We start from the raw sequence: 17,098 nt of genomic DNA on the forward strand, positions 1-17,098 counted from the left end.
TTCCCCTCTTCAGCCGTTCTGCCAGCCGTTCTTCCAGCCGTCCGGCCGGCTGCCGATCGGGTCGGCGGCCGTGCGCGCACGGAGGAAGCCTAGTTGCCCGCCCGCCGCCGGAATTCCGCTCCCCCGTCCCCTTTTTATGATGCGGATTTCGATGCAACTGATACCGTTAAGAGTATGCGATGCCTGGTCACAGGGGCTACTGGATACATCGGCGGCCGACTGGCACCCCGGCTGCTAGAGGCCGGGCACGAGGTCCGCTGCCTGACCCGATCGGCGACCCGACTGCGCGACGTTCCATGGGCCCGGTACGCCGAAGTGGTCGAGGGCGACCTGCTCGCCGCCGAGTCGCTGACGGACGTCTTCGCCGGTGTCGACGTCGCGTACTACTTGGTGCACTCGCTCGGGACGCCGGACTTCGAGGACCGCGACCGCCGGGCGGCGCGCGCCTTCGCGGAGGCGGCCGCGGCGGCGGGCGTACGCCGGATCGTGTATCTCGGCGGCCCGGCCGTCACCGGCGACTCCGCGGCGTCGGCGCATCTGCGATCGCGATCCGAGGTCGCCACGGTCTTGGCCTCGACCGGTGTGCCGACCGTGACGCTGCGCGCCGCCGTCATCCTCGGCTCCGGCTCGGCGTCCTTCGAGATGCTGCGCTACCTGACCGAGCGGCTGCCGGTGATGGTGACCCCGCGTTGGGTCGGCAACCGCATCCAGCCGATCGCCGTCCGGGACGTGCTGCACTACCTGACCGGCTGGGCGACCGTTCCCGACGAGGTCAGCCGGTCCTTCGACATCGGCGGCCCGGACATCCTCACGTACGCCGCGATGATGCGCCGGTACGCCCGGGTCGCGCAGCTGCCGCCCCGGGTCATCCTGCCGGTGCGTACGCTGTCGCCCTGGCTCAGCTCTCAATGGGTGGGGCTGGTGACCCCCGTTCCCGGAGCGATCGCGAAGCCGCTGGTGGAGAGCCTGATCCACGAGGCGGTCTGCCACGATCACGACATCGCCGACTACGTGCCCGACCCGCCGGGCGGCCTCAAGGGGTTCGACGAGGCGGTACGCCTGGCGCTGGCGAAGATCCGCGACGCTGACGTGGAGACGCGCTGGTCGACGGCGGAGTGGACGCGGGCCCCGGCCGACCCGTTGCCGACCGACCCGGACTGGTCGGGTGGCACGGCGTACGTCGATCGGCGCGAACGCCCGGTGCAGGCGTCGTCCAGCTCGTTGTGGCGGGTCGTCACCGGCATCGGCGGCGAGACCGGGTGGTACTCGTTCCCGCTGGCCTGGTCCGTCCGGGGCTGGCTCGACCGGGCCCTCGGCGGGGTCGGGTTGCGCCGGGGCCGCCGCGACCCGGAGGAGCTTTTCGTCGGCGAAGCGCTGGATTTCTGGCGGGTCGAGGAGATCGAACCGGGGCGGCTGCTGCGGCTGCGCGCCGAGATGTTGTTGCCCGGCCGGGCCTGGCTGGAGATGGCGGTCGACGGCGACGGGTCCGACAGCGTCTACCGCCAGCGCGCGATCTTCCTGCCACGCGGCCTGTCCGGCCACCTCTACTGGCGCGCGATCTCCCCGTTCCACGCGGTGATCTTCGGCGGGATGGCGCGCAACATCGCGAGCACCGCCGAACGGACCGATCATCCGGACTGAGCCCGGGGACCGGTGATCCGCTGGGCGGCGAGCTTGCCGGAGATCAGCACCATCGGTACGCCGACCCCGGGCGTCGTCCCCGACCCGGCGAACACCACGTTCGCCAGGCTCGGATGCCGATTCGGCGACCGGAAGGGGCCGGTCTGCGCCAGCGTGTGCGCGGCGGCGAACGGCGTTCCCGCAGCCATTCCGTCAGCCGCCCAGTCCGCCGGCGTGACGACCTGCCGGGTGACGATCGAGTCGCCGAGTCCGGCGTACCCCCGGGTTTCGAGCACGTTCACCAGCTCGTCGGCGTAGCGCTCGGCCAGGCCGCCCCGCCAGTCCAGCGGGCCGGCGGTCAGGTTGGGCACCGGGGCGAGCACGTAGTACGCCTGCCGAGCGGCGGGCGCCACGGTCGGATCGGTCCGGCTCGGGTTCGTGACCAGCAGCGACGGGTCGCTCATCAGCTCGCCGCGCCGGATCACCTCGGCGAAGGTACGCCGCCAGGCGTGCCCGAAGTGGATGTTGTGATGCGCCGTGTGCGCGTACGCCCGGGTGGAGCCGATGTGCAGCACGACGCACGACGGCGAGTACCGCTGAACCCGCCGCGGACCCGGCCCGGGCAGCAACCGGTACGCCGCCTCGGTGTCCGGGTTGAGGACGACCGCGTCGGCGGGGAAGCGCCGCCCGTCGGCGGTGTGCACGGCGACCGCCCGGCCCGCCCGGACCTCCACTTCCGTCGCCTCGGTCTCGTAGTGGAACTCGACCCCGTGCTTGTCGGCCGCGCCCGCGAGCGCGATCGGCACCGCGTGCATCCCGCCGGCCGGGTAGTACACGCCCGCGATGGTGTCCAGGTACGCGATGACGGCGTACAGCGCCCGGGCGTCCTGCGGGGCGAGCCCGGCGTACATCGCCTGGAACGAGAAGACGCGCCGGGTGCGCTCGTCGCGGAAGAACCGGTCGACCCGGCGCTGCAGCCCGCCGAACGCGCCCTGTCCGAGCAGCCGCAACAGGTTGAGCGTCACCAGGTCGCGCGGCCGGTCGAAGTTCCGGTCGATGAAGTCGGCCCGTTCCAGCTCCCACAGGCGCTGGGCGTACGCGGCGAAGCGGCGGTAGCCGTCGGCCTCCCGCGGCCCGCAGACCCGGGAGATCTCGGCCGCCATGCGATCGGGCTCGGCCGTCACGTCGAGCCGGGAGCCGTCGGCGAACCACGCCCGGTACGCCGGATCGAGCGGCGTCAGGGAGAGCCAGTCCGCAAGGTTCTCACCGACCGCCGCCAGGGGCTCGGCGATCAGGTCGGGCATGGTGAGCACGGTCGGCCCGGTGTCGAAGTCGAACCCCGCCGCCGACCGCCGCCCCGCCCGGCCGCCGGGCTGGTTCGCCTTCTCCAGCACGGTCACCTGGCGACCGGCTCCGGCGAGATGCAGCGCAGCGGCCAGGCCGCCGAGCCCGGCTCCGATGACGACCACGCGATCGGTCGGACCAGTGATCCGCGGGGCGCTCATGCCGACCGCCAGGCGGCCGCGTACGCCAGCGAGGTGAGCGCGGACCGGGCCTCGTCGGTGATCGGGGCCGTGGACAGCGCCTCGACGCCCGTCGTCACCCGCTCGGTGATCATCTCGCGGACGCGCTCGGGCGCCCCGGTGGACTCGATCAGTTCCGTCAGTCGCCGGAGCTGATCGGGGTCCGGCGGAGCTTCGCCTCGGCAGCGGCCGAGCAGGGCGTCGATCTCGGTCCGGCCCGGTCCGCTCGCGGCCGTGCGGGCGAGCTGGATCAGCACCGTGGGCTTGCCCTGGGCCAGGTCGTCCCCGGCGGGTTTGCCGGTCCGCGCCGGTTCCCCGAAAACTCCGAGCAGATCGTCGCGCAGTTGGAACGCCTCGCCGACGGCCACACCGTACCGGCTGAAGGCGGCCGCCGCCGACGAGTCGAGCCGCCCGGCCAGTCCCCCGCCGAAGTGCAACGGACGGACGACGGTGTAGCCGGCGGTCTTGAGCCGGGCGACCCGCAACGCCCGGTCCACCGTCCACTCCGGAGAGTGCTCGCCGAGGACGTCCAGGAACTGCCCGGCGATCGCCTCGACCCGCATCAGGTCGTACGCCTGCCGTGCGGCGGCCAGCGCGGTCGCGGGGACCAGCGCCTGCGCCATCAACCGGTCGGCCCAGACGAGACAGAGGTCGCCGACGAGCACCGCGGTCGAGTCGCCGAACCGCTCCGACGCCCCGGTCAGCCCGGACCGCTCGTGAGCGGCGGCCAGCGCGCGATGGGCGGTCGGCCGGCCGCGCCGGGTCGCCGACCGATCCATGACGTCGTCGTGCACGAGAGCGAACGCGTGCAGCAGCTCGAGCGCGGACAGCGCCGGGAGCACCCGCTCGGTGGGCTCCTGTCCGCCGCAGGCCCGCCACCCCCAGTACGCGAACACGGGCCGCAGTCGTTTGCCGCCGCCCAGCACCGCGTCGCGGGCCGTCGAGGCCAGCAGGTCGAGCCGCGGATCCAGCGCGACGAGCGCCGCCGACTCGGCCGCGATGAAGGCGGCGAGCCGCTCGTCGACGGCTTCGGCGAGCGTCGCGAGCCAGGTCGGACCGGCCGGTCGGGCGACGGTCAGCGTGAGAGTCTCTTCGGCCACCCTCCGAGATTAGCCGATGTCGCAAGTTGCGTCGATTGCTGCGTCGAATTAGCATGAGCGGACGCCTGCGAGAGGGGAAGATCGTGGACGAGCGCCTGGCCGCCGCGTACGAGGAGTGCCGAAAGCTCCATCGCCGCCACGGCCGGACCTACTACCTCGCGACCCGGCTGCTGCCGGCCGAGCTGCGCCCGCACGTGCACGCGCTCTACGGCTTCACGCGCTACGCCGACGAGATCGTCGACTCGACGCCCGACCTGACCGTCGCGCAGCGGGCGTCGCGACTGCGGGCCTGGAGCGCCTCGTTCGCCCTCGGCCTGTCCGGCGCGCCGGTCGACGATCCGATCCTGCCCGCCGTCCTGCATACGATCGCCGTCCAGGACCTCGACCGCACGGACTTCACGGCGTTCCTGCGCAGCATGGAGATGGATCTCGACGTGGCGTCCTACGCCACCTACGCCGACCTGCTGGAGTACATGGAGGGGTCGGCCGCCGTGATCGGCACGATGATGCTGCCGATCCTCGGACCGGCCGACCCGGCGGCGGCCCGGGAACCTGCCCGTCAGCTGGGCCTGGCCTTCCAGCTCACCAACTTCCTGCGGGACGTCGGCGAAGATCTCGATCGCGGCCGGATCTACCTGCCGAAGGACGACCTCGACCGGTTCGGCGTCACCGAGGCCGACCTCGACCACGCCCGCGAGACCGGCCGCAGCGGCGACCGCATCCGCGCGCTCATCCGGTTCGAGGCCGGCCGCGCCCGGCGCCACTACGCTCTCGCCGCGCCCGGCGTACCGATGCTCGCGCCGGCCGCCCAGGCCTGCATCCGCACGGCGTTCCACCTCTACTCCGGCATCCTCGGCGAGATCGAACGCCAGGCGTACGACGTGTTCGCCCGGCGGGCGGTGGTACCCCGGCGTACGCGGGTAATGGTCACCGCACGGAGTCTGCTGACGCCGACCGGCCGGGGCGTCGCCCTGGCGCCCCACTCGATCGCCCTGGGGGCCTGATGCGTACCGCTGTCGTGTTGTTCACCCGCGATCTGCGGGTCGCCGACAATCCCGCGCTGCACGCCGCGTGCGAGATCGCCGACCGGGTCGTGCCCCTGTTCGTGGCCGATCCGAGCGTGCCCAGCTCGCCCTATCGGCAGCGGTTCCTCGCCGAGAGCCTGGCCGACCTCCGGGAATCGTTGCGCCACCTGGGCGGCGAGCTGGTGATCCGGGAGGGTGATCCGGTCACCGAGGCCGTCAAGCTCGCCCGGGAGACGGGTGCGTTCGGCATCGGGCTCGCGGCCGACGTCAGTGGCTTCGCCGCCGCCCGCGAACGCCGGTTGCGCCGGGCCTGCGACGACGAACGGCTGGCGCTGAAGCTTTTCGACTCCGTCACCGTCGTCCCGCCCGGCGCCCTGCGTCCCTCCAGCGGCGGCGATCACTATCGCGTCTTCACGCCGTACTGGCGTGCGTGGCAAGGATTCCGGCACCGGCCGGAGCTGCCCGTCCCTCGAAAGGTATGCATGCCCGGCGGTATCGCGCCCGGACGGCTGCCCGCGGGCGGCGCGGCGACCGGGCTGCTCCCCGGCGGCGAGACCGAAGGCCGTGCCCGGCTGTCGGCCTGGCGCAAGACCAGCGCCGAGTACGCCGAGATCCACGACGACCTGGCCGCCGACCGGACCAGCCGGATGAGCCCTTATCTGCACTTCGGCTGCGTGTCCCCGATCGAGGTGGCGCGCCAGATCGGCGACGTCGAGGCGTACGTGCGACAGGTGTGCTGGCGCGACTTCTATCACCAGGTACTGGCCTACTTTCCCGACCTGCCCCACAAGGCGTATCGCCGGAATGCGGACGAGAAGTGGGCCGACGACCAGCGCGCGCTGGACGCGTGGCGCGAGGGGCGCACCGGCGTGCCGATCGTGGACGCGGGCATGCGGCAGCTCGCGGGCGAGGGGTGGATGCACAATCGCGCGCGACTGATCACGGCGTCGTTCCTGACCAAGCACCTGGGTCTGGACTGGCGCGCGGGCGCCGCCTGGTACGCGAGCCTGTTGCTGGACGCCGACGTGGCCAACAACAACGGGAACTGGCAGTGGGTCGCCGGGACCGGCAACGACACCAAGCCCTATCGGCGGTTCAACCCCGTGCGGCAGGCCGAGCGGTTCGACCCGACCGGCGACTACGTCCGGCGCTGGGTGCCCGAGCTGGCCGGCCTGCCCGGCAAGGCGGTGCATCAGCCGTGGCTGCTGCCGGAGCCCGAGCGGCGGGTGCTGCGCTACGCGGACACGCTCGCACCCGATCCGGGGCGGACGTGATGGACCGCTGGCAGTACGCCGCTGTCCTCGCCGCCTGCGTGGTGATCACACTCCCGCTGGAGGTGATCCTGGGCGCGCGGGTCTATCGGCGGCCCGCCCGGCTGGCGCTCACCCTCGTCCCAGTCGTCCTCGTGTTCGCCGTCTGGGATCTGCTGGCGGCGCGACGCGGCCACTGGTGGTGGAGCCCGGATCAGGTCGTCGGGGTACACCTTGCCGGCCTGCCGATCGAGGAGTTGCTCTTCTTCCTGGTCGTGCCGATCTGCGCCGTGCTGACCTACGAGGTCCTCGGCTCCGGGCGGGAGACCCCGCGTGGCCGCTGAGTACACCATCGCCGCGATCGCCGCGCCGGCCGCCGTCGTCGCGCTCGAACTGCTGATCTTCCGGACCGGCCTGTTCCGGCAGGCGCGCTATTGGATCACGCTCGCGATCGCCCTGGCCTTCCAGCTCCCGGTCGACGGCTGGCTCACCCGCGCCGGACGGCCGATCGTGCGGTACAGCGCCGCCGCGACCTCTGGGCTGCGCTTCCCGTGGCACATCCCGGTCGAGGACTTCGGGTTCGGGTTCGCGCTGGTCACGCTGACCTTGCTGCTGTGGCGACGGCAGGCGGTCCAAGCGGAGCACGACCGTGGCTGACCCGCTCGCCGGCGTCCTGACGACGGGCTTCGACCGGCTGGTCCGCGGCGGCCTGCGCGGCGTCTGGCTGCGCGGCCGCCTGCCCGCCGGACCGTTCGTCTGGGCCGCGAACCACCACAGCTGGTGGGACCCGTTCGTGGCCTCCGCGCTGCTGCGGGACGCCCGGCGAACCGCCTGCCTCGTGATGCTCCAGGACAACATCCAGCGGTACGCCTGCACGCGGCGACTGGGCGTCTTCGGATCGAGTGAGGTACGCACGGGACTGCGGTACCTCGCCGAAGGCCGGGTGTTGGTGGTCTACCCCGAGGGTGAACTGCGTCCGCCCGGACCGCCCGGCCCGCTCGCCGACGGAGCAGCCTGGTACGCCCACCGCGCCGGAGTGCCCCTGGCCGCCGTCGCGGTCCGGGTGGTGCTGCGCGGCCAGCAGTTCCCGGAGGCGTACGTGTCGATCCGCTCGCTTCGATCGACGGTCCCCACGGCGGCTTCCGGCGTGGCTTCCCGGGCTTCCGGCGCGGCTGCCGCGGCCGCTGACGTGGGTGTACTGACTGGCGTGCTCGCTCGGACGCTCCGGGATGAGCTGTCTACAATGGACCTTGAGCTGGCGATGGCCGAGCCGCGGACCGGGCCGACGGGATTCCGTCTTGTCCTGCCCGGCCGGCGCAGCTGGGACGAGCGCATCGACGCGCTGACGAGGCGGCTGCCATGGCGGTCCTGAGCGCGGTCGTCGCCGCCTATCACATCGTCAAGACAGCCGGCCTCGTGATCAACACGGCCAGCTTCCCGGTGCTCCGACCCCAACGTGCAGCGCCGTCGCTTTCGGGGGCCGCGCGGTCTCCGGGCGCTGACCCGGCAGCCTTCTCGCGGTCTACCGGCAATGGCCCGGCAGCCCACTCGCGGTCTCCGGGCGACGGTCCGGCAGCCCACTCGCGGTCTCCGGGCGACGGTCCGGCAGCCTATTCGCGGTCTACCGGCGCTGGTTCGGCGCGGCCTCGGGTGTCGGTGCTGGTGCCGGCTCGGGACGAGGCGCGGCGGTTGCCGAAGCTGCTTCCCGGGCTGCTGGCCCAGCCCGCCGACGAGATCCTCGTCCTCGACGACCAGTCGTCCGACGGCACCGCCGACGTCGTCTGCGCTTATGCCGACCCACGGCTACGGCTGATCCCAGGCCGGCCTCGGCCGGACGGCTGGATCGGCAAGAACTGGGCCTGCCACCAGCTAGCCGAGGCGGCCACCGGCGAACTGCTCGTGTTCTGCGACGCCGACGTGGTGCTCCGGCCGGGCGCGCTGGACGCGATCCTGCACGAGGCGCGGCGGCAACGGGCCGACGTCTTCTCCGTCTTCCCTCGACAGCTCACCGGGAGCCCAGGGCTGGGTGAGCGGCTGTTGGTGCCGTTGATCGACGAGACGCTGCTGGCCTTCCTGCCGCATCGGCTGCTCGACCTGCCCGTTCCCTCGGCGGCCGCAGCCAATGGTCAGCTGCTCGCGTTCTGGCGGGAGGCGTACACGACCATCGGCGGCCACGAGGCGGTCCATGATCGGATCGTCGAGGACGTGGCCCTGGCCCGGCGCGCCCGACGGCTGGGGCTGAAGCTCGGCCTGGCCCTGGGCGGTGATCTGGTCCAAGCCCGGATGTACGACGACTATCGGCAGACCGTGGCCGGGCTGGGCAAGAGTCTGCGCGCGGCCCATCTCAGCAACGACGCGGTGGTGCTGGCGAGCGCCGCGTTCCACGTCACGGCGTACACGGTGCCGTGGTTGCGCTGGCGACACGGGCGCGCCTGGCGGATCGCGGCGGTGCTCGGGTTGGCCGAGCGGGTCCTCGCCAACGCCAAGACCGGGCGCGGTGCGTACGCCGAGGCCGCGTTGGTGCCGATCACGCCGCTCGCGGCGCTGCCGGTGTACGCGACCGCGCTGCGCCGGAAGGCACGGTGGAAGGGCCGGGTCTATCCGTGATCCGCGACCTGTGGCGGTGGGTACGCGACCCGGTCGCCCTGTTGACCGAGCGAGCCGCAGTCGCTCCGGCGTTCGAGCTGAGCCTCTGGCGGCGCGCCGTCGTCGGCTACTGTCCAGAGTGGAATCGGGTGGTCCTCGGCGACCTCGCCACGTTCCGGGCGGCCGGGAGCCTGAGCGGGCTGACCCCTTATCTGGCGGGCGGCGTGGTGCACTCCGACGTCCCCGAGCACGACGAGCGACGGCGCGACCTCAACCCGAGTTTCCACAATCGATCGCTCGCCGTTCTGCTCGATCGGCTGGACGACGTGGCCGCCCGGTGCGCCCCAGCCGCCGAGTTCGAGGCGCTGGCGTGGGCGAGCGACGTCGTCCGACACCTGCTGAACGCCGCCTTCTTCGGGGGACGGCTGCCCGACCGGCTGCTGCGCGCGTTCCTGAGCCCGTTGCATCGGCCGATGCCACATCCGCTGCTGCCCCGCCCTCGGCTGTTCCACCGGATCGACCGGCACATCGAAGCCGTCCTGGCCGACGCGCCACCCGGTACGCTCGCCGCCGCTCTCGCGGGGATGCCCGGCGCTGCCGAAGAGATCCGGGTCGCCCTCGCGGCCGGCTACGACACCACGGCGCACACCTTGGCCTGGGCGGCTTGGCATCTCGCGGGCGCACCCGAGTGGCGTACGCCGGACGTCCTGCCAGCGGTGCTGGACGAGGTGCTCCGGCTCTATCCGGCGGGCTGGATCGGCAGCCGGGTCGCCGCGGCCGACGTCACCGTCGCGGGGACGGACATTCCGGCGGGGACGCTGGTGCTCTACTCCCCCTACCTGACCCATCGCGATCCCGGACTATGGCCCGATCCCGAGGTGTTCCGTCCCGAGCGGTTCACCGCCGCCGGGCCGGGCCGGCCGCCCTGGGGGTTCCTGCCGTTCAGCGCTGGACGGCGTACGTGTCTCGGGGCGCACTTGGCTCGCGCGATGCTGCGCGCCGCCCTGCTGCCCTGCCTGGACGGCCGGCTCACGCAGCTCGGCGGCGATCCGACGCCGCGAGCCGGGCTGACCCTGCGACCGCGCGGTCCCCTGCGCATAGCTCACAACCGGACCTAAGCGGACCTCACGGCAGCCCGACTATCTCGGTACGCGAGATGGCCGGTAGCTGCGGTTATAGTGATCCGCGTGACGGACAGCGTGTTCCAGCGGGCCGACGACCCCCGGGCCAGGCTGATCAGCGAAATCATCAGCGAGCTACGGCTCTACTCGACGCACTCGCAGCACATCGGGGACGCCTTCGCGGCGCGTAACCAGCTCGGTCCCGCCGACCTGCATGCGCTGATCCTGATCATGGAGGCGGAACTCGCCGGGCAGCCGATCACTCCGGGCACCCTGCGGGAGGAGCTGAACTTCTCGTCCGGCTCGGTCACCGGCGTGATCGACCGGCTGGAAGCGGCGGGCCACGTCTACCGCGATCGCGACACCGCCGACCGCCGCAAGATCTTCCTCCGGTACGCCGAACCCGGCGCCGCCGTGGCCCGCGAGTTCTTCCGTCCGCTCGCCGGGCGTACGCAGGACGTCATGAAGCAGTTCACCGACGAGGAACTGGCGACGGTGCATCGCTTCCTCGCCGGGATGGTCGCCGAGATGCGGGAACACCGCGACGAACTGCGTGCTGGCTAGTCCGTCGTCTCTTAGTCCGTCGTACGCGGCCAGTTCTGTAGTAGGAAGTGCAGCGAGTCGACGATGCGCCCCCACGAGTCGTCGAGCCCCCGCGGGTGGTGGAACGCCCCGGACGCCTCCAGGTCGGCGAAACCGTGGAAGAAGCTGCGCAGGAGCCGGACGGCGTCGGTCTGGTCCGGCTCCGGCAACGCGTACGCCCGGAGGACGGCGGCAGTCGCCTCGATGAGCCGGCGAGGGCCGGACGACCGTTCGAGGACGGCCGGTTCGAGCGGCATCTGCGAAGCGGCGTACCGGCCGGGGTGGTGCACCGCGAAATCCCGGTACGCCCCGGCGAACGCGGCGAGCGCGTCGCGCCCGGCCCGGCCGGCGACCGCCGCCGCGATCCGGTCGGCGAACTCCTCGCTGGCCTTCAAGGCGACTCGTTCCCGCAGATCCTGCAGGTTCTTGACGTGCGAGTAGAGGCTGGCGTCCTTGACGCCGAAGCCCCGGGCCAGCGCGGAGACGGACACGGCGTCGAAGCCGACCTGGTCGGCCAGGTCGGCGGCGGCCAGGACCACCCGTTCGGTGCTCAGACCAGCTCTCGGCACTCGGTGCTCCGTTCCTCGGCCGCTGTTGGGCCAGTGTCGGGTCGTTGGTGGGCCGCCATCGGTCAACCTAGAGGGATAAGTCAGTTGCCTAGTATCATACGGTAGAGGCATGAGATCCCTAGCCGAGGCCGAGATCCGGTCGTCCTTCGTCAACTGCACCAAAGGCGAGGCCGTCCGCCTCTCCCTCCCCCGCGACCTCGGCGACCGGCCCTGGGCAGACCTCGACTTCCTCGCCTGGCCCGACATCTCCGCGTCCGATCGGGCGTACGTGGTCACCGAGACCGAGCCGACCGAGCCGACCGAGCCGGCCGCGCCGTCCTCGGCGACGACGCCGGACGGGCAGCTCGTCGGGGTGGCCCTGCGGCTCGCCGCGCAGAAACGCGGGCTGCTGCATCGCAGCATGTGCTCGCTGTGCCTGACGACGCATCCGGGCAACGGCGTCTCCCTCATGACCGCGCGCAAAGCCGGTGTCGCCGGGCGGCAAGGGAACTCCGTCGGCGTCTACATCTGCACCGACCTGGCCTGCTCCCTCTACGTACGCGGACTCAAGAAGCCGCACACCGGCGGGCGGCTGGACGAGACGCTCAGCGTGGACGAGCAGGTCGAGCGGCTGCGCGGCAAGCTCGACGGCTTCCTGGCCAAAATCCTCACCTGACGCGGAGTGGCCTGGCGCCCGAAGTCGATCATCGAGTTACGGAAGTGATCAGGGCGGCGGGGACGCGACACGCCGGTCGATCATGGCCGAAGGTTCATGATCGACGGGATAGTGCCCGCGGGGGCGGAGGGGCGAGCGCGAGCGTGAGCGAGCGGCGGGCGAGCGGCGGGGGCGGGGGTTAGGCGAGGAAGGTGCGGAGGGCTTCCTGGGTGGCCTGGATCAGCGCCACCAGGTCGGGGGTTATCCGGGCCGGGTGCCAGACCAGGGCGTACGTGAGGTGCAGCCGCGTTTCGAAGGGCACGAAGACCACGTCGGGCCGACGTACGGTCTCGGCCAGCAGTCGCGGGACCGGCAGCACTCCGCGTCCGGCCGCGACCAGGTCGCAGCCCGCGTACAGGTCGTCGTCGACGACGGTCACCCGGGGCTGGTGGGGTCCGGGGAACGCGGCGAGCATCGCCGACCACAGCATGCGGGGGATGAGCATCTCGTGACCGAACAGCTGCTCTACGCGTATCCCTGAGGCTGTCGCGAGGCGCTCCCCCGCGCGGACCGCGACGTGCGTCACGGGCATCCGGAAGCGGGCCGCGGACGCGAGGCCGGGCGGGAACGGTGTGGTCATGAGGGCCGCGCCGACGGATCCGCCGGTGAGCGCGGTGGTGGCGGGCTCCCAGTGCGCCGGGACCAGGGTGACCGGTACGCCTGGCTTGCGCTCCCGCAGCCGCCGGGCGATCTTCGCCGCGAGCCCGCCGACGAGCGGCGCATAAGCGAAACGAATAGCGTCCGCGTCCGGGGTCGCGAGCCGGGCGGCGTCGGAGACGAGCAGGTCGGCCTGTTCGAGCAGGGCTTCGGCCCGGGTGAGCAACGCCCGGCCCGCCTCGGTGAGCGTGACCCCGTTGGCGCGGGTCAGCAGGGTCACGCCGAGCGTGCTTTCCAGACGGGCGATGGCTTGGCTCACCGCCGGTTGGGAGATTCCCAGCTCGGCGGCGGCGGCCGAGAACCCCGCGCGGCGCGCGACCACGGTGAAGCACCGGATGTCGCGGAGCGTCGGGTCGGTGCGCACGCCCCAGTATCACTGACCGCACTGCTGGCGGCTCGGGCAAGCCCTCCCCGGCGATCGGAACATAAGCGCAGCGAATAGTGCCGACACCACCGGCCGTGACGCGGTTATCACTTTCGGCATGACTGATTTCCCGGCCTCGACCGTCCTCGGCTATCCCCGCATCGGCCCCCGGCGCGAGCTCAAACGCGCCTTGGAGTCCTATTGGGACGGATCATCCGATCGTCTTCAGGCCACGGCGGCGCAGCTCCGGGCGCAGACCTGGCTGCGGCTGCGGGAACTGGGGTTGGCGGGCATCCCGTCCAACACCTTCTCGCTCTACGACCACGTGCTGGACACGGCGGTGCTCGTGGACGCCGTGCCGGAGCGCTACCGGCATCTGCCGGAGCTGGACCGGTACTTCGCGATGGCCCGAGGCACGCAGGAGCTGCCGCCGCTGCGGATGACGAAGTGGTTCGACACCAACTACCACTATCTCGTGCCGGAGATCGACGCGACCAGCCCGTTCCGGCTCGCCTCCGACAAGCCGGCGGCGGAGTACCGCGAGGCGCTCGCACTCGGCGTCGACACCCGCCCGGTGCTGCTCGGCCCGATCACGTTCCTGCTGCTCGCACAAGCCGCGCCCGGTTCGCCGGAGGGGTTCACTCCACTGTCCCGGTTGGACGATCTGTTGCCGGTCTACACCGCCGTCCTGGCCGAGCTGGCCGAGGCAGGGGCCACCTGGGTCCAGCTCGACGAGCCCGCACTGGTCACCGACCTGACCCCCGGCCAGCTCGCGGCGGTGCGGCGGGCGTACGACCAGCTCGCGTCGGCCGGGCCGAAGATCCTGGTCGCGGGCTACTTCGGCGACCTGGGTGAGGCGTTGCCCGCGTTGTCCGCCGTGCACGGGATCGCGCTCGACCTCGTCCGGGGCGGCCTACCCGACCTGTCGCTGCTGCGCGGCAAGACGGTCGTCGCGGGCGTCGTGTCCGGGCGGGACGTGTGGCGTACCTCGCCGGACGTGCTCACCCTCGTCGACCGGTTGCGCCCGCACGCCGCCGAGGTCGTCATCGGCAGCTCGTGCCCGCTGCTCCACGTGCCGTACGACGTCGAGCAGGAGACCGACCTCGATCCGGATCTGCGCGATCGGCTCGCCTTCGCCGAGCAGAAGGTCCGCGAGATCGTCGCCCTCTCACGCGGGTCGCTCCTCGCGGGCCCGATCTCCGCGCCGGTCCCGGCCGGTTTCGGGATCACAGCCACCGCCACCCGGTCTCCCTATGCGATACGCGCAAAGGCGCAGGCGAGGCTCGGACTGCCGCCGGTGCCCACGACGACGATCGGATCGTTCCCGCAGACGGGCGATCTCCGGGAGGCCCGGGCGGCGCTGGCCGCCGGCACGGTGGACGTGGCCGAGTACGAGACCCGGGTACGCGCCGAGATCGAGCACGTCATCCGGCTGCAGGAACGGCTCGGGCTGGACGTCCTCGTCCACGGCGAACCCGAGCGCAACGACATGGTGCAGTACTTCGCCGAGCACCTCGACGGCTGCGCGGTGACCCGGCACGGCTGGGTTCAGTCGTACGGCTCCCGCTGCACCCGGCCGCCGATCATCCACGCCGACGTCAAGCGCGCCGAGCCGATCACCGTACGCTGGGCGACCCACGCCCAGTCGCTGACCGACCGCCCGGTCAAGGGCATGCTCACCGGCCCGGTGACCATCGTGGCCTGGTCCTTCGTCCGCCGGGACATCCCGCTGCGGGACGTCGTCTGGCAGCTCGCCGACGCGTTGCGGGGCGAGGTCGAGGACCTGGAGGCGGCCGGGATCGGGATCATCCAGGTGGACGAGCCCGCCCTGCGGGAACTGCTGCCACTGCGGCAATCCGCCCAGCCCGAGTACCTCGAATGGTCGGTCGGGGCGTACCGGTGGGCGACGTCCGGGGCGTCGGACGCCACGCAGATCCACACGCACCTGTGCTACTCGAACGCCGGCGAAGTGCTGGCGGCGATCGACGCCCTCGACGCCGACGTCACCACGATCGAGTCGGCCCGGTCAGGCGGGACGCTGCTGACCGCCCCCGGGATCGCCGACTACAGCCGGGGGCTGGGGCCCGGGGTGTACGACATCCACTCGCCCCGCGTCCCGGACGTCGCCGAGATCGAGGAGCACCTGCGGAAGATCCTGCGAGTCCTGCCGGCCGACCGCGTCTGGGCCAACCCCGACTGCGGGCTCAAGACCCGGGCGTACGCCCAGGTGGAGGCGGCACTGGCCAACCTGGTCGCGGCGGCCGCTCGCGTACGCGGCTGATCAGAGGGCGGCGCGGGCGTGCTCGGCGTACGCCCGCGCCGCCGGATCACCCGACGCCGCTGCCTCCACCGACGCGTACGCCGTGACGTAGTCGAGCAACCCGACGATCAGCAACAACCGAAGCAACGCCTCGTCAGCTCCGGCCAGGCGAAGGAATCCGCCCCGGGCGGTGCACGCCTGCTGTGTCGTGATCAGACTGGACAACCCGATGGAGTCGCAGAACCAGAGTCCGCGCGCGTCCACCACGATCCGGGCCCCGCCGTCGCGGACCACCCGGGTCAGGCATTCCCGGAACGCGGGCGCGCTGTCGATGTCGAGCTCCCCGGCGATCTCGACCACGGTCACCCCGAGGTCGGGGCGCTTCACGATCCGCACGCTCATCCGGACAGTCTAGGGAGGACCGGCCGAACCCGCCCGGCTACCGTGTGCCCCATGACCGCTGATCAACGGCTCGACCAGGCTCGTTCCGCGTACGAAAAAGGCACCTTCGGCGGGGATGTCGGTGACCTCGACGCCGCCGAACGAGGTCTCGACGCGCTGGAGGCCGACACCGCGCTGGCGCGTGGCCGCCTGCTGAACGTGCGATTCTTCGCCGACGGGGTCGAGGACCCCCGTGAGCTGGAGCTGTTCGAGCGGGCCGCCTCCCTGTACGCCGGCCTCGGCGACCAGCGCGGCGAAGGCGAGGCGCTCTTCTGGATCGGCATCGTCCACCAGGTCGTCCGCGACGACCGCGCGGCGTCGCTCCCCTGGTTCGAGCGATCGCTGGCGCTGGCCACCGCGACCGGCGACAAGCTGACCCAGTCGTACGCCCTGCGCCACCTCGGCGTGGTGGCGCACGCCGACGGCCGGCTCGAGCAGGCCCGGGAGTTCCTGGAGCAGTCCTCCGCGCTGCGCCGCGAACTCGGCTTCCTGTCCGGCGTCGCGGCGAACCAGGTCGGGTTGGCGTACCTCGCGTTCGGCGATGGCCGGCGCGCCGACGCGCTGTCCATCCTGGACGACGCTGCGGCGCTGGCGCGAGACACGGGCGCCGACGCCATCGCCCGTCAGGTCGCCGAAGCCCGAGCAGTCATCGCCCCCTAGCCGCCGCTCGCCCCCTTCACCGCGCCTCCGGCGCGTTTGGGCGCTGGATCAAGGTTCTGGGTCGGATCTTTCCTCAAGATTCGACCTGGAACCCTGATCCAATCGGGGTTCGGCCTCGGGCCGGCGCGCCCGGGGTGGGCGCACCGCCCGGGGTGGCCGTGGGGGACGGGGTGGGCGTGGGGGACGGGGCGTGGTCCGGCGACGGCTCGGGCCGATGAACACGCCGACCGCCACGAAGAGGTAGCCGGCCCCGGCCAGCCCGGCGCCGATCCCGGGCCGGCCGATCTCGGCGACCGCCGTGAGGAGCGCGCTGACCGCGACGGCGCACGCCATCGTGGCCAGCGTCCGATGCACCCGTCGCCGCTGACCGTAGCGGGACGGCCAGGTTCCGCGTACGCCGAAGATCGCGACCAGCATCATCAGCAGCAGCCCCAGGACCGAGAAGTACAGGTCGGCGAAGGTCTGTGCGGCGACGTCGATCGCCTGCGACATGAGGTCGGCGTACGTGACCGGCGCGGCCGACTCCGCCGAGGCCACCGGGGCCGCCCACGGCAGGGTGAAGGTGCCGATCGCCACGAGCAGCAATCCGGTGAGGACGAAGATCAGCCCGATGGGCGGATCACGGCGAGCCTCGGGCATCGTTCCC

Annotated in this window: 18 protein-coding genes; 12 read left to right on the forward strand and 6 right to left on the reverse strand. The window is 72.1% G+C overall.

The genetic code is table 11. From position 1 onward, the window contains the following. Positions 1 to 174: 174 nt before the first annotated feature. Complete coding sequence (locus HDA40_RS05585) at positions 175 to 1,641, forward strand: SDR family oxidoreductase (RefSeq protein ID WP_253752632.1); 1,467 nt, start codon at positions 175 to 177, stop codon at positions 1,639 to 1,641. Here the strand turns inward: HDA40_RS05585 and crtI are convergent. Both crtI and HDA40_RS05595 read right to left on the reverse strand, forming a co-directional pair. Next, the gene (gene crtI / locus HDA40_RS05590; protein ID WP_253752635.1) at positions 1,629 to 3,125 is read right to left on the reverse strand and encodes a phytoene desaturase family protein; all 1,497 of its coding nucleotides are present in this window, start codon (positions 3,123 to 3,125) and stop codon (positions 1,629 to 1,631) included. The genes HDA40_RS05585 and crtI overlap by 13 nt on opposite strands. After that, positions 3,122 to 4,243 (reverse strand): polyprenyl synthetase family protein, encoded by a 1,122-nt coding sequence (locus tag HDA40_RS05595; protein ID WP_253752639.1) that lies wholly within the window; start codon positions 4,241 to 4,243, stop codon positions 3,122 to 3,124. The genes crtI and HDA40_RS05595 overlap by 4 nt, the downstream gene beginning before the upstream one ends. 83 nt (positions 4,244 to 4,326) lie before the next feature. Here HDA40_RS05595 and HDA40_RS05600 point away from each other — a divergent pair, with 83 nt between their 5' ends. From HDA40_RS05600 to HDA40_RS05635, 8 genes are all read left to right on the forward strand, one after another. Next, positions 4,327 to 5,247, forward strand: coding sequence for a phytoene/squalene synthase family protein (locus HDA40_RS05600; protein ID WP_253752642.1), 921 nt, complete (start codon positions 4,327 to 4,329; stop codon positions 5,245 to 5,247). Further along, on the forward strand, positions 5,247 to 6,542 hold the full coding sequence (locus HDA40_RS05605) for a cryptochrome/photolyase family protein (RefSeq protein WP_253752645.1): 1,296 nt from the start codon (positions 5,247 to 5,249) through the stop codon (positions 6,540 to 6,542). Before HDA40_RS05600 ends, HDA40_RS05605 begins: the two co-directional genes overlap by 1 nt. Next, complete coding sequence (locus HDA40_RS05610) at positions 6,542 to 6,862, forward strand: lycopene cyclase domain-containing protein (RefSeq protein WP_253752649.1); 321 nt, start codon at positions 6,542 to 6,544, stop codon at positions 6,860 to 6,862. The genes HDA40_RS05605 and HDA40_RS05610 overlap by 1 nt, the downstream gene beginning before the upstream one ends. Next, positions 6,852 to 7,175: a lycopene cyclase domain-containing protein gene (locus HDA40_RS05615; RefSeq protein ID WP_253752653.1), complete on the forward strand. Its 324-nt coding sequence runs from the start codon at positions 6,852 to 6,854 to the stop codon at positions 7,173 to 7,175. The genes HDA40_RS05610 and HDA40_RS05615 overlap by 11 nt, the downstream gene beginning before the upstream one ends. Next, on the forward strand, positions 7,168 to 7,890 hold the full coding sequence (locus HDA40_RS05620) for a lysophospholipid acyltransferase family protein (RefSeq protein WP_253752656.1): 723 nt from the start codon (positions 7,168 to 7,170) through the stop codon (positions 7,888 to 7,890). Before HDA40_RS05615 ends, HDA40_RS05620 begins: the two co-directional genes overlap by 8 nt. Positions 7,891 to 8,168: 278 nt before the next feature. Beyond that, the gene (locus HDA40_RS05625; protein WP_253752659.1) at positions 8,169 to 9,125 is read left to right on the forward strand and encodes a glycosyltransferase family 2 protein; all 957 of its coding nucleotides are present in this window, start codon (positions 8,169 to 8,171) and stop codon (positions 9,123 to 9,125) included. Further along, positions 9,122 to 10,222 (forward strand): cytochrome P450, encoded by a 1,101-nt coding sequence (locus HDA40_RS42000; protein ID WP_253752662.1) that lies wholly within the window; start codon positions 9,122 to 9,124, stop codon positions 10,220 to 10,222. The genes HDA40_RS05625 and HDA40_RS42000 overlap by 4 nt, the downstream gene beginning before the upstream one ends. 81 nt (positions 10,223 to 10,303) lie before the next feature. After that, the gene (locus tag HDA40_RS05635) at positions 10,304 to 10,789 is read left to right on the forward strand and encodes a MarR family winged helix-turn-helix transcriptional regulator (RefSeq protein WP_253763570.1); all 486 of its coding nucleotides are present in this window, start codon (positions 10,304 to 10,306) and stop codon (positions 10,787 to 10,789) included. A gap of 11 nt (positions 10,790 to 10,800) precedes the next feature. On the opposite strand, the gene HDA40_RS05640 is transcribed toward HDA40_RS05635, so the two are convergent. Next, positions 10,801 to 11,376, reverse strand: coding sequence for a TetR/AcrR family transcriptional regulator (locus tag HDA40_RS05640; protein WP_253752665.1), 576 nt, complete (start codon positions 11,374 to 11,376; stop codon positions 10,801 to 10,803). 109 nt (positions 11,377 to 11,485) lie between these two features. Here HDA40_RS05640 and HDA40_RS05645 point away from each other — a divergent pair, with 109 nt between their 5' ends. Further along, positions 11,486 to 12,031 (forward strand): FBP domain-containing protein, encoded by a 546-nt coding sequence (locus tag HDA40_RS05645; RefSeq protein WP_253752668.1) that lies wholly within the window; start codon positions 11,486 to 11,488, stop codon positions 12,029 to 12,031. Between the two features lie 178 nt (positions 12,032 to 12,209). On the opposite strand, the gene HDA40_RS05650 is transcribed toward HDA40_RS05645, so the two are convergent. Beyond that, a complete protein-coding gene (locus HDA40_RS05650; RefSeq protein ID WP_253752671.1) occupies positions 12,210 to 13,091 on the reverse strand; it encodes a LysR family transcriptional regulator in 882 nt (293 codons plus the stop codon). Positions 13,092 to 13,209: 118 nt separating this feature from the next. On the opposite strand from HDA40_RS05650, the gene metE reads away from it, so the two are divergent. Then, positions 13,210 to 15,372, forward strand: a complete 2,163-nt coding sequence (gene metE / locus HDA40_RS05655) for a 5-methyltetrahydropteroyltriglutamate--homocysteine S-methyltransferase (RefSeq protein ID WP_253752673.1) — start codon at positions 13,210 to 13,212, stop codon at positions 15,370 to 15,372. On the opposite strand, the gene HDA40_RS05660 is transcribed toward metE, so the two are convergent. Next, a complete protein-coding gene (locus HDA40_RS05660; protein ID WP_253752676.1) occupies positions 15,373 to 15,753 on the reverse strand; it encodes an STAS domain-containing protein in 381 nt (126 codons plus the stop codon). Positions 15,754 to 15,804: 51 nt separating this feature from the next. On the opposite strand from HDA40_RS05660, the gene HDA40_RS05665 reads away from it, so the two are divergent. Next, complete coding sequence (locus HDA40_RS05665) at positions 15,805 to 16,452, forward strand: tetratricopeptide repeat protein (RefSeq protein ID WP_253752678.1); 648 nt, start codon at positions 15,805 to 15,807, stop codon at positions 16,450 to 16,452. Between the two features lie 48 nt (positions 16,453 to 16,500). Here HDA40_RS05665 and HDA40_RS05670 read toward each other — a convergent pair whose 3' ends face one another. After that, on the reverse strand, positions 16,501 to 17,091 hold the full coding sequence (locus HDA40_RS05670) for a hypothetical protein (RefSeq protein WP_253752680.1): 591 nt from the start codon (positions 17,089 to 17,091) through the stop codon (positions 16,501 to 16,503). Between the last annotated feature and the right edge of the window lie 7 nt (positions 17,092 to 17,098).

This window comes from Hamadaea flava, from assembly GCF_024172085.1.
Lineage (GTDB): Bacteria > Actinomycetota > Actinomycetes > Mycobacteriales > Micromonosporaceae > Hamadaea > Hamadaea flava.

Excerpts from the sequence above, each read along its gene's own strand:
- HDA40_RS05585 (WP_253752632.1), top strand. The coding sequence starts at position 175 with ATGCGATGCCTGGTCACAGGGGCTACTGGATACATCGGCGGCCGACTG.
- HDA40_RS05605 (WP_253752645.1), top strand. The coding sequence starts at position 5,247 with ATGCGTACCGCTGTCGTGTTGTTCACCCGCGATCTGCGGGTCGCCGAC.
- HDA40_RS05610 (WP_253752649.1), top strand. The coding sequence starts at position 6,542 with ATGGACCGCTGGCAGTACGCCGCTGTCCTCGCCGCCTGCGTGGTGATC.
- HDA40_RS05670 (WP_253752680.1), bottom strand. The coding sequence starts at position 17,091 with ATGCCCGAGGCTCGCCGTGATCCGCCCATCGGGCTGATCTTCGTCCTC.
- HDA40_RS05660 (WP_253752676.1), bottom strand. The coding sequence starts at position 15,753 with ATGAGCGTGCGGATCGTGAAGCGCCCCGACCTCGGGGTGACCGTGGTC.
- metE (WP_253752673.1), top strand. The coding sequence starts at position 13,210 with ATGACTGATTTCCCGGCCTCGACCGTCCTCGGCTATCCCCGCATCGGC.
- HDA40_RS05665 (WP_253752678.1), top strand. The coding sequence starts at position 15,805 with ATGACCGCTGATCAACGGCTCGACCAGGCTCGTTCCGCGTACGAAAAA.
- HDA40_RS05645 (WP_253752668.1), top strand. The coding sequence starts at position 11,486 with ATGAGATCCCTAGCCGAGGCCGAGATCCGGTCGTCCTTCGTCAACTGC.
- crtI (WP_253752635.1), bottom strand. The coding sequence starts at position 3,125 with ATGAGCGCCCCGCGGATCACTGGTCCGACCGATCGCGTGGTCGTCATC.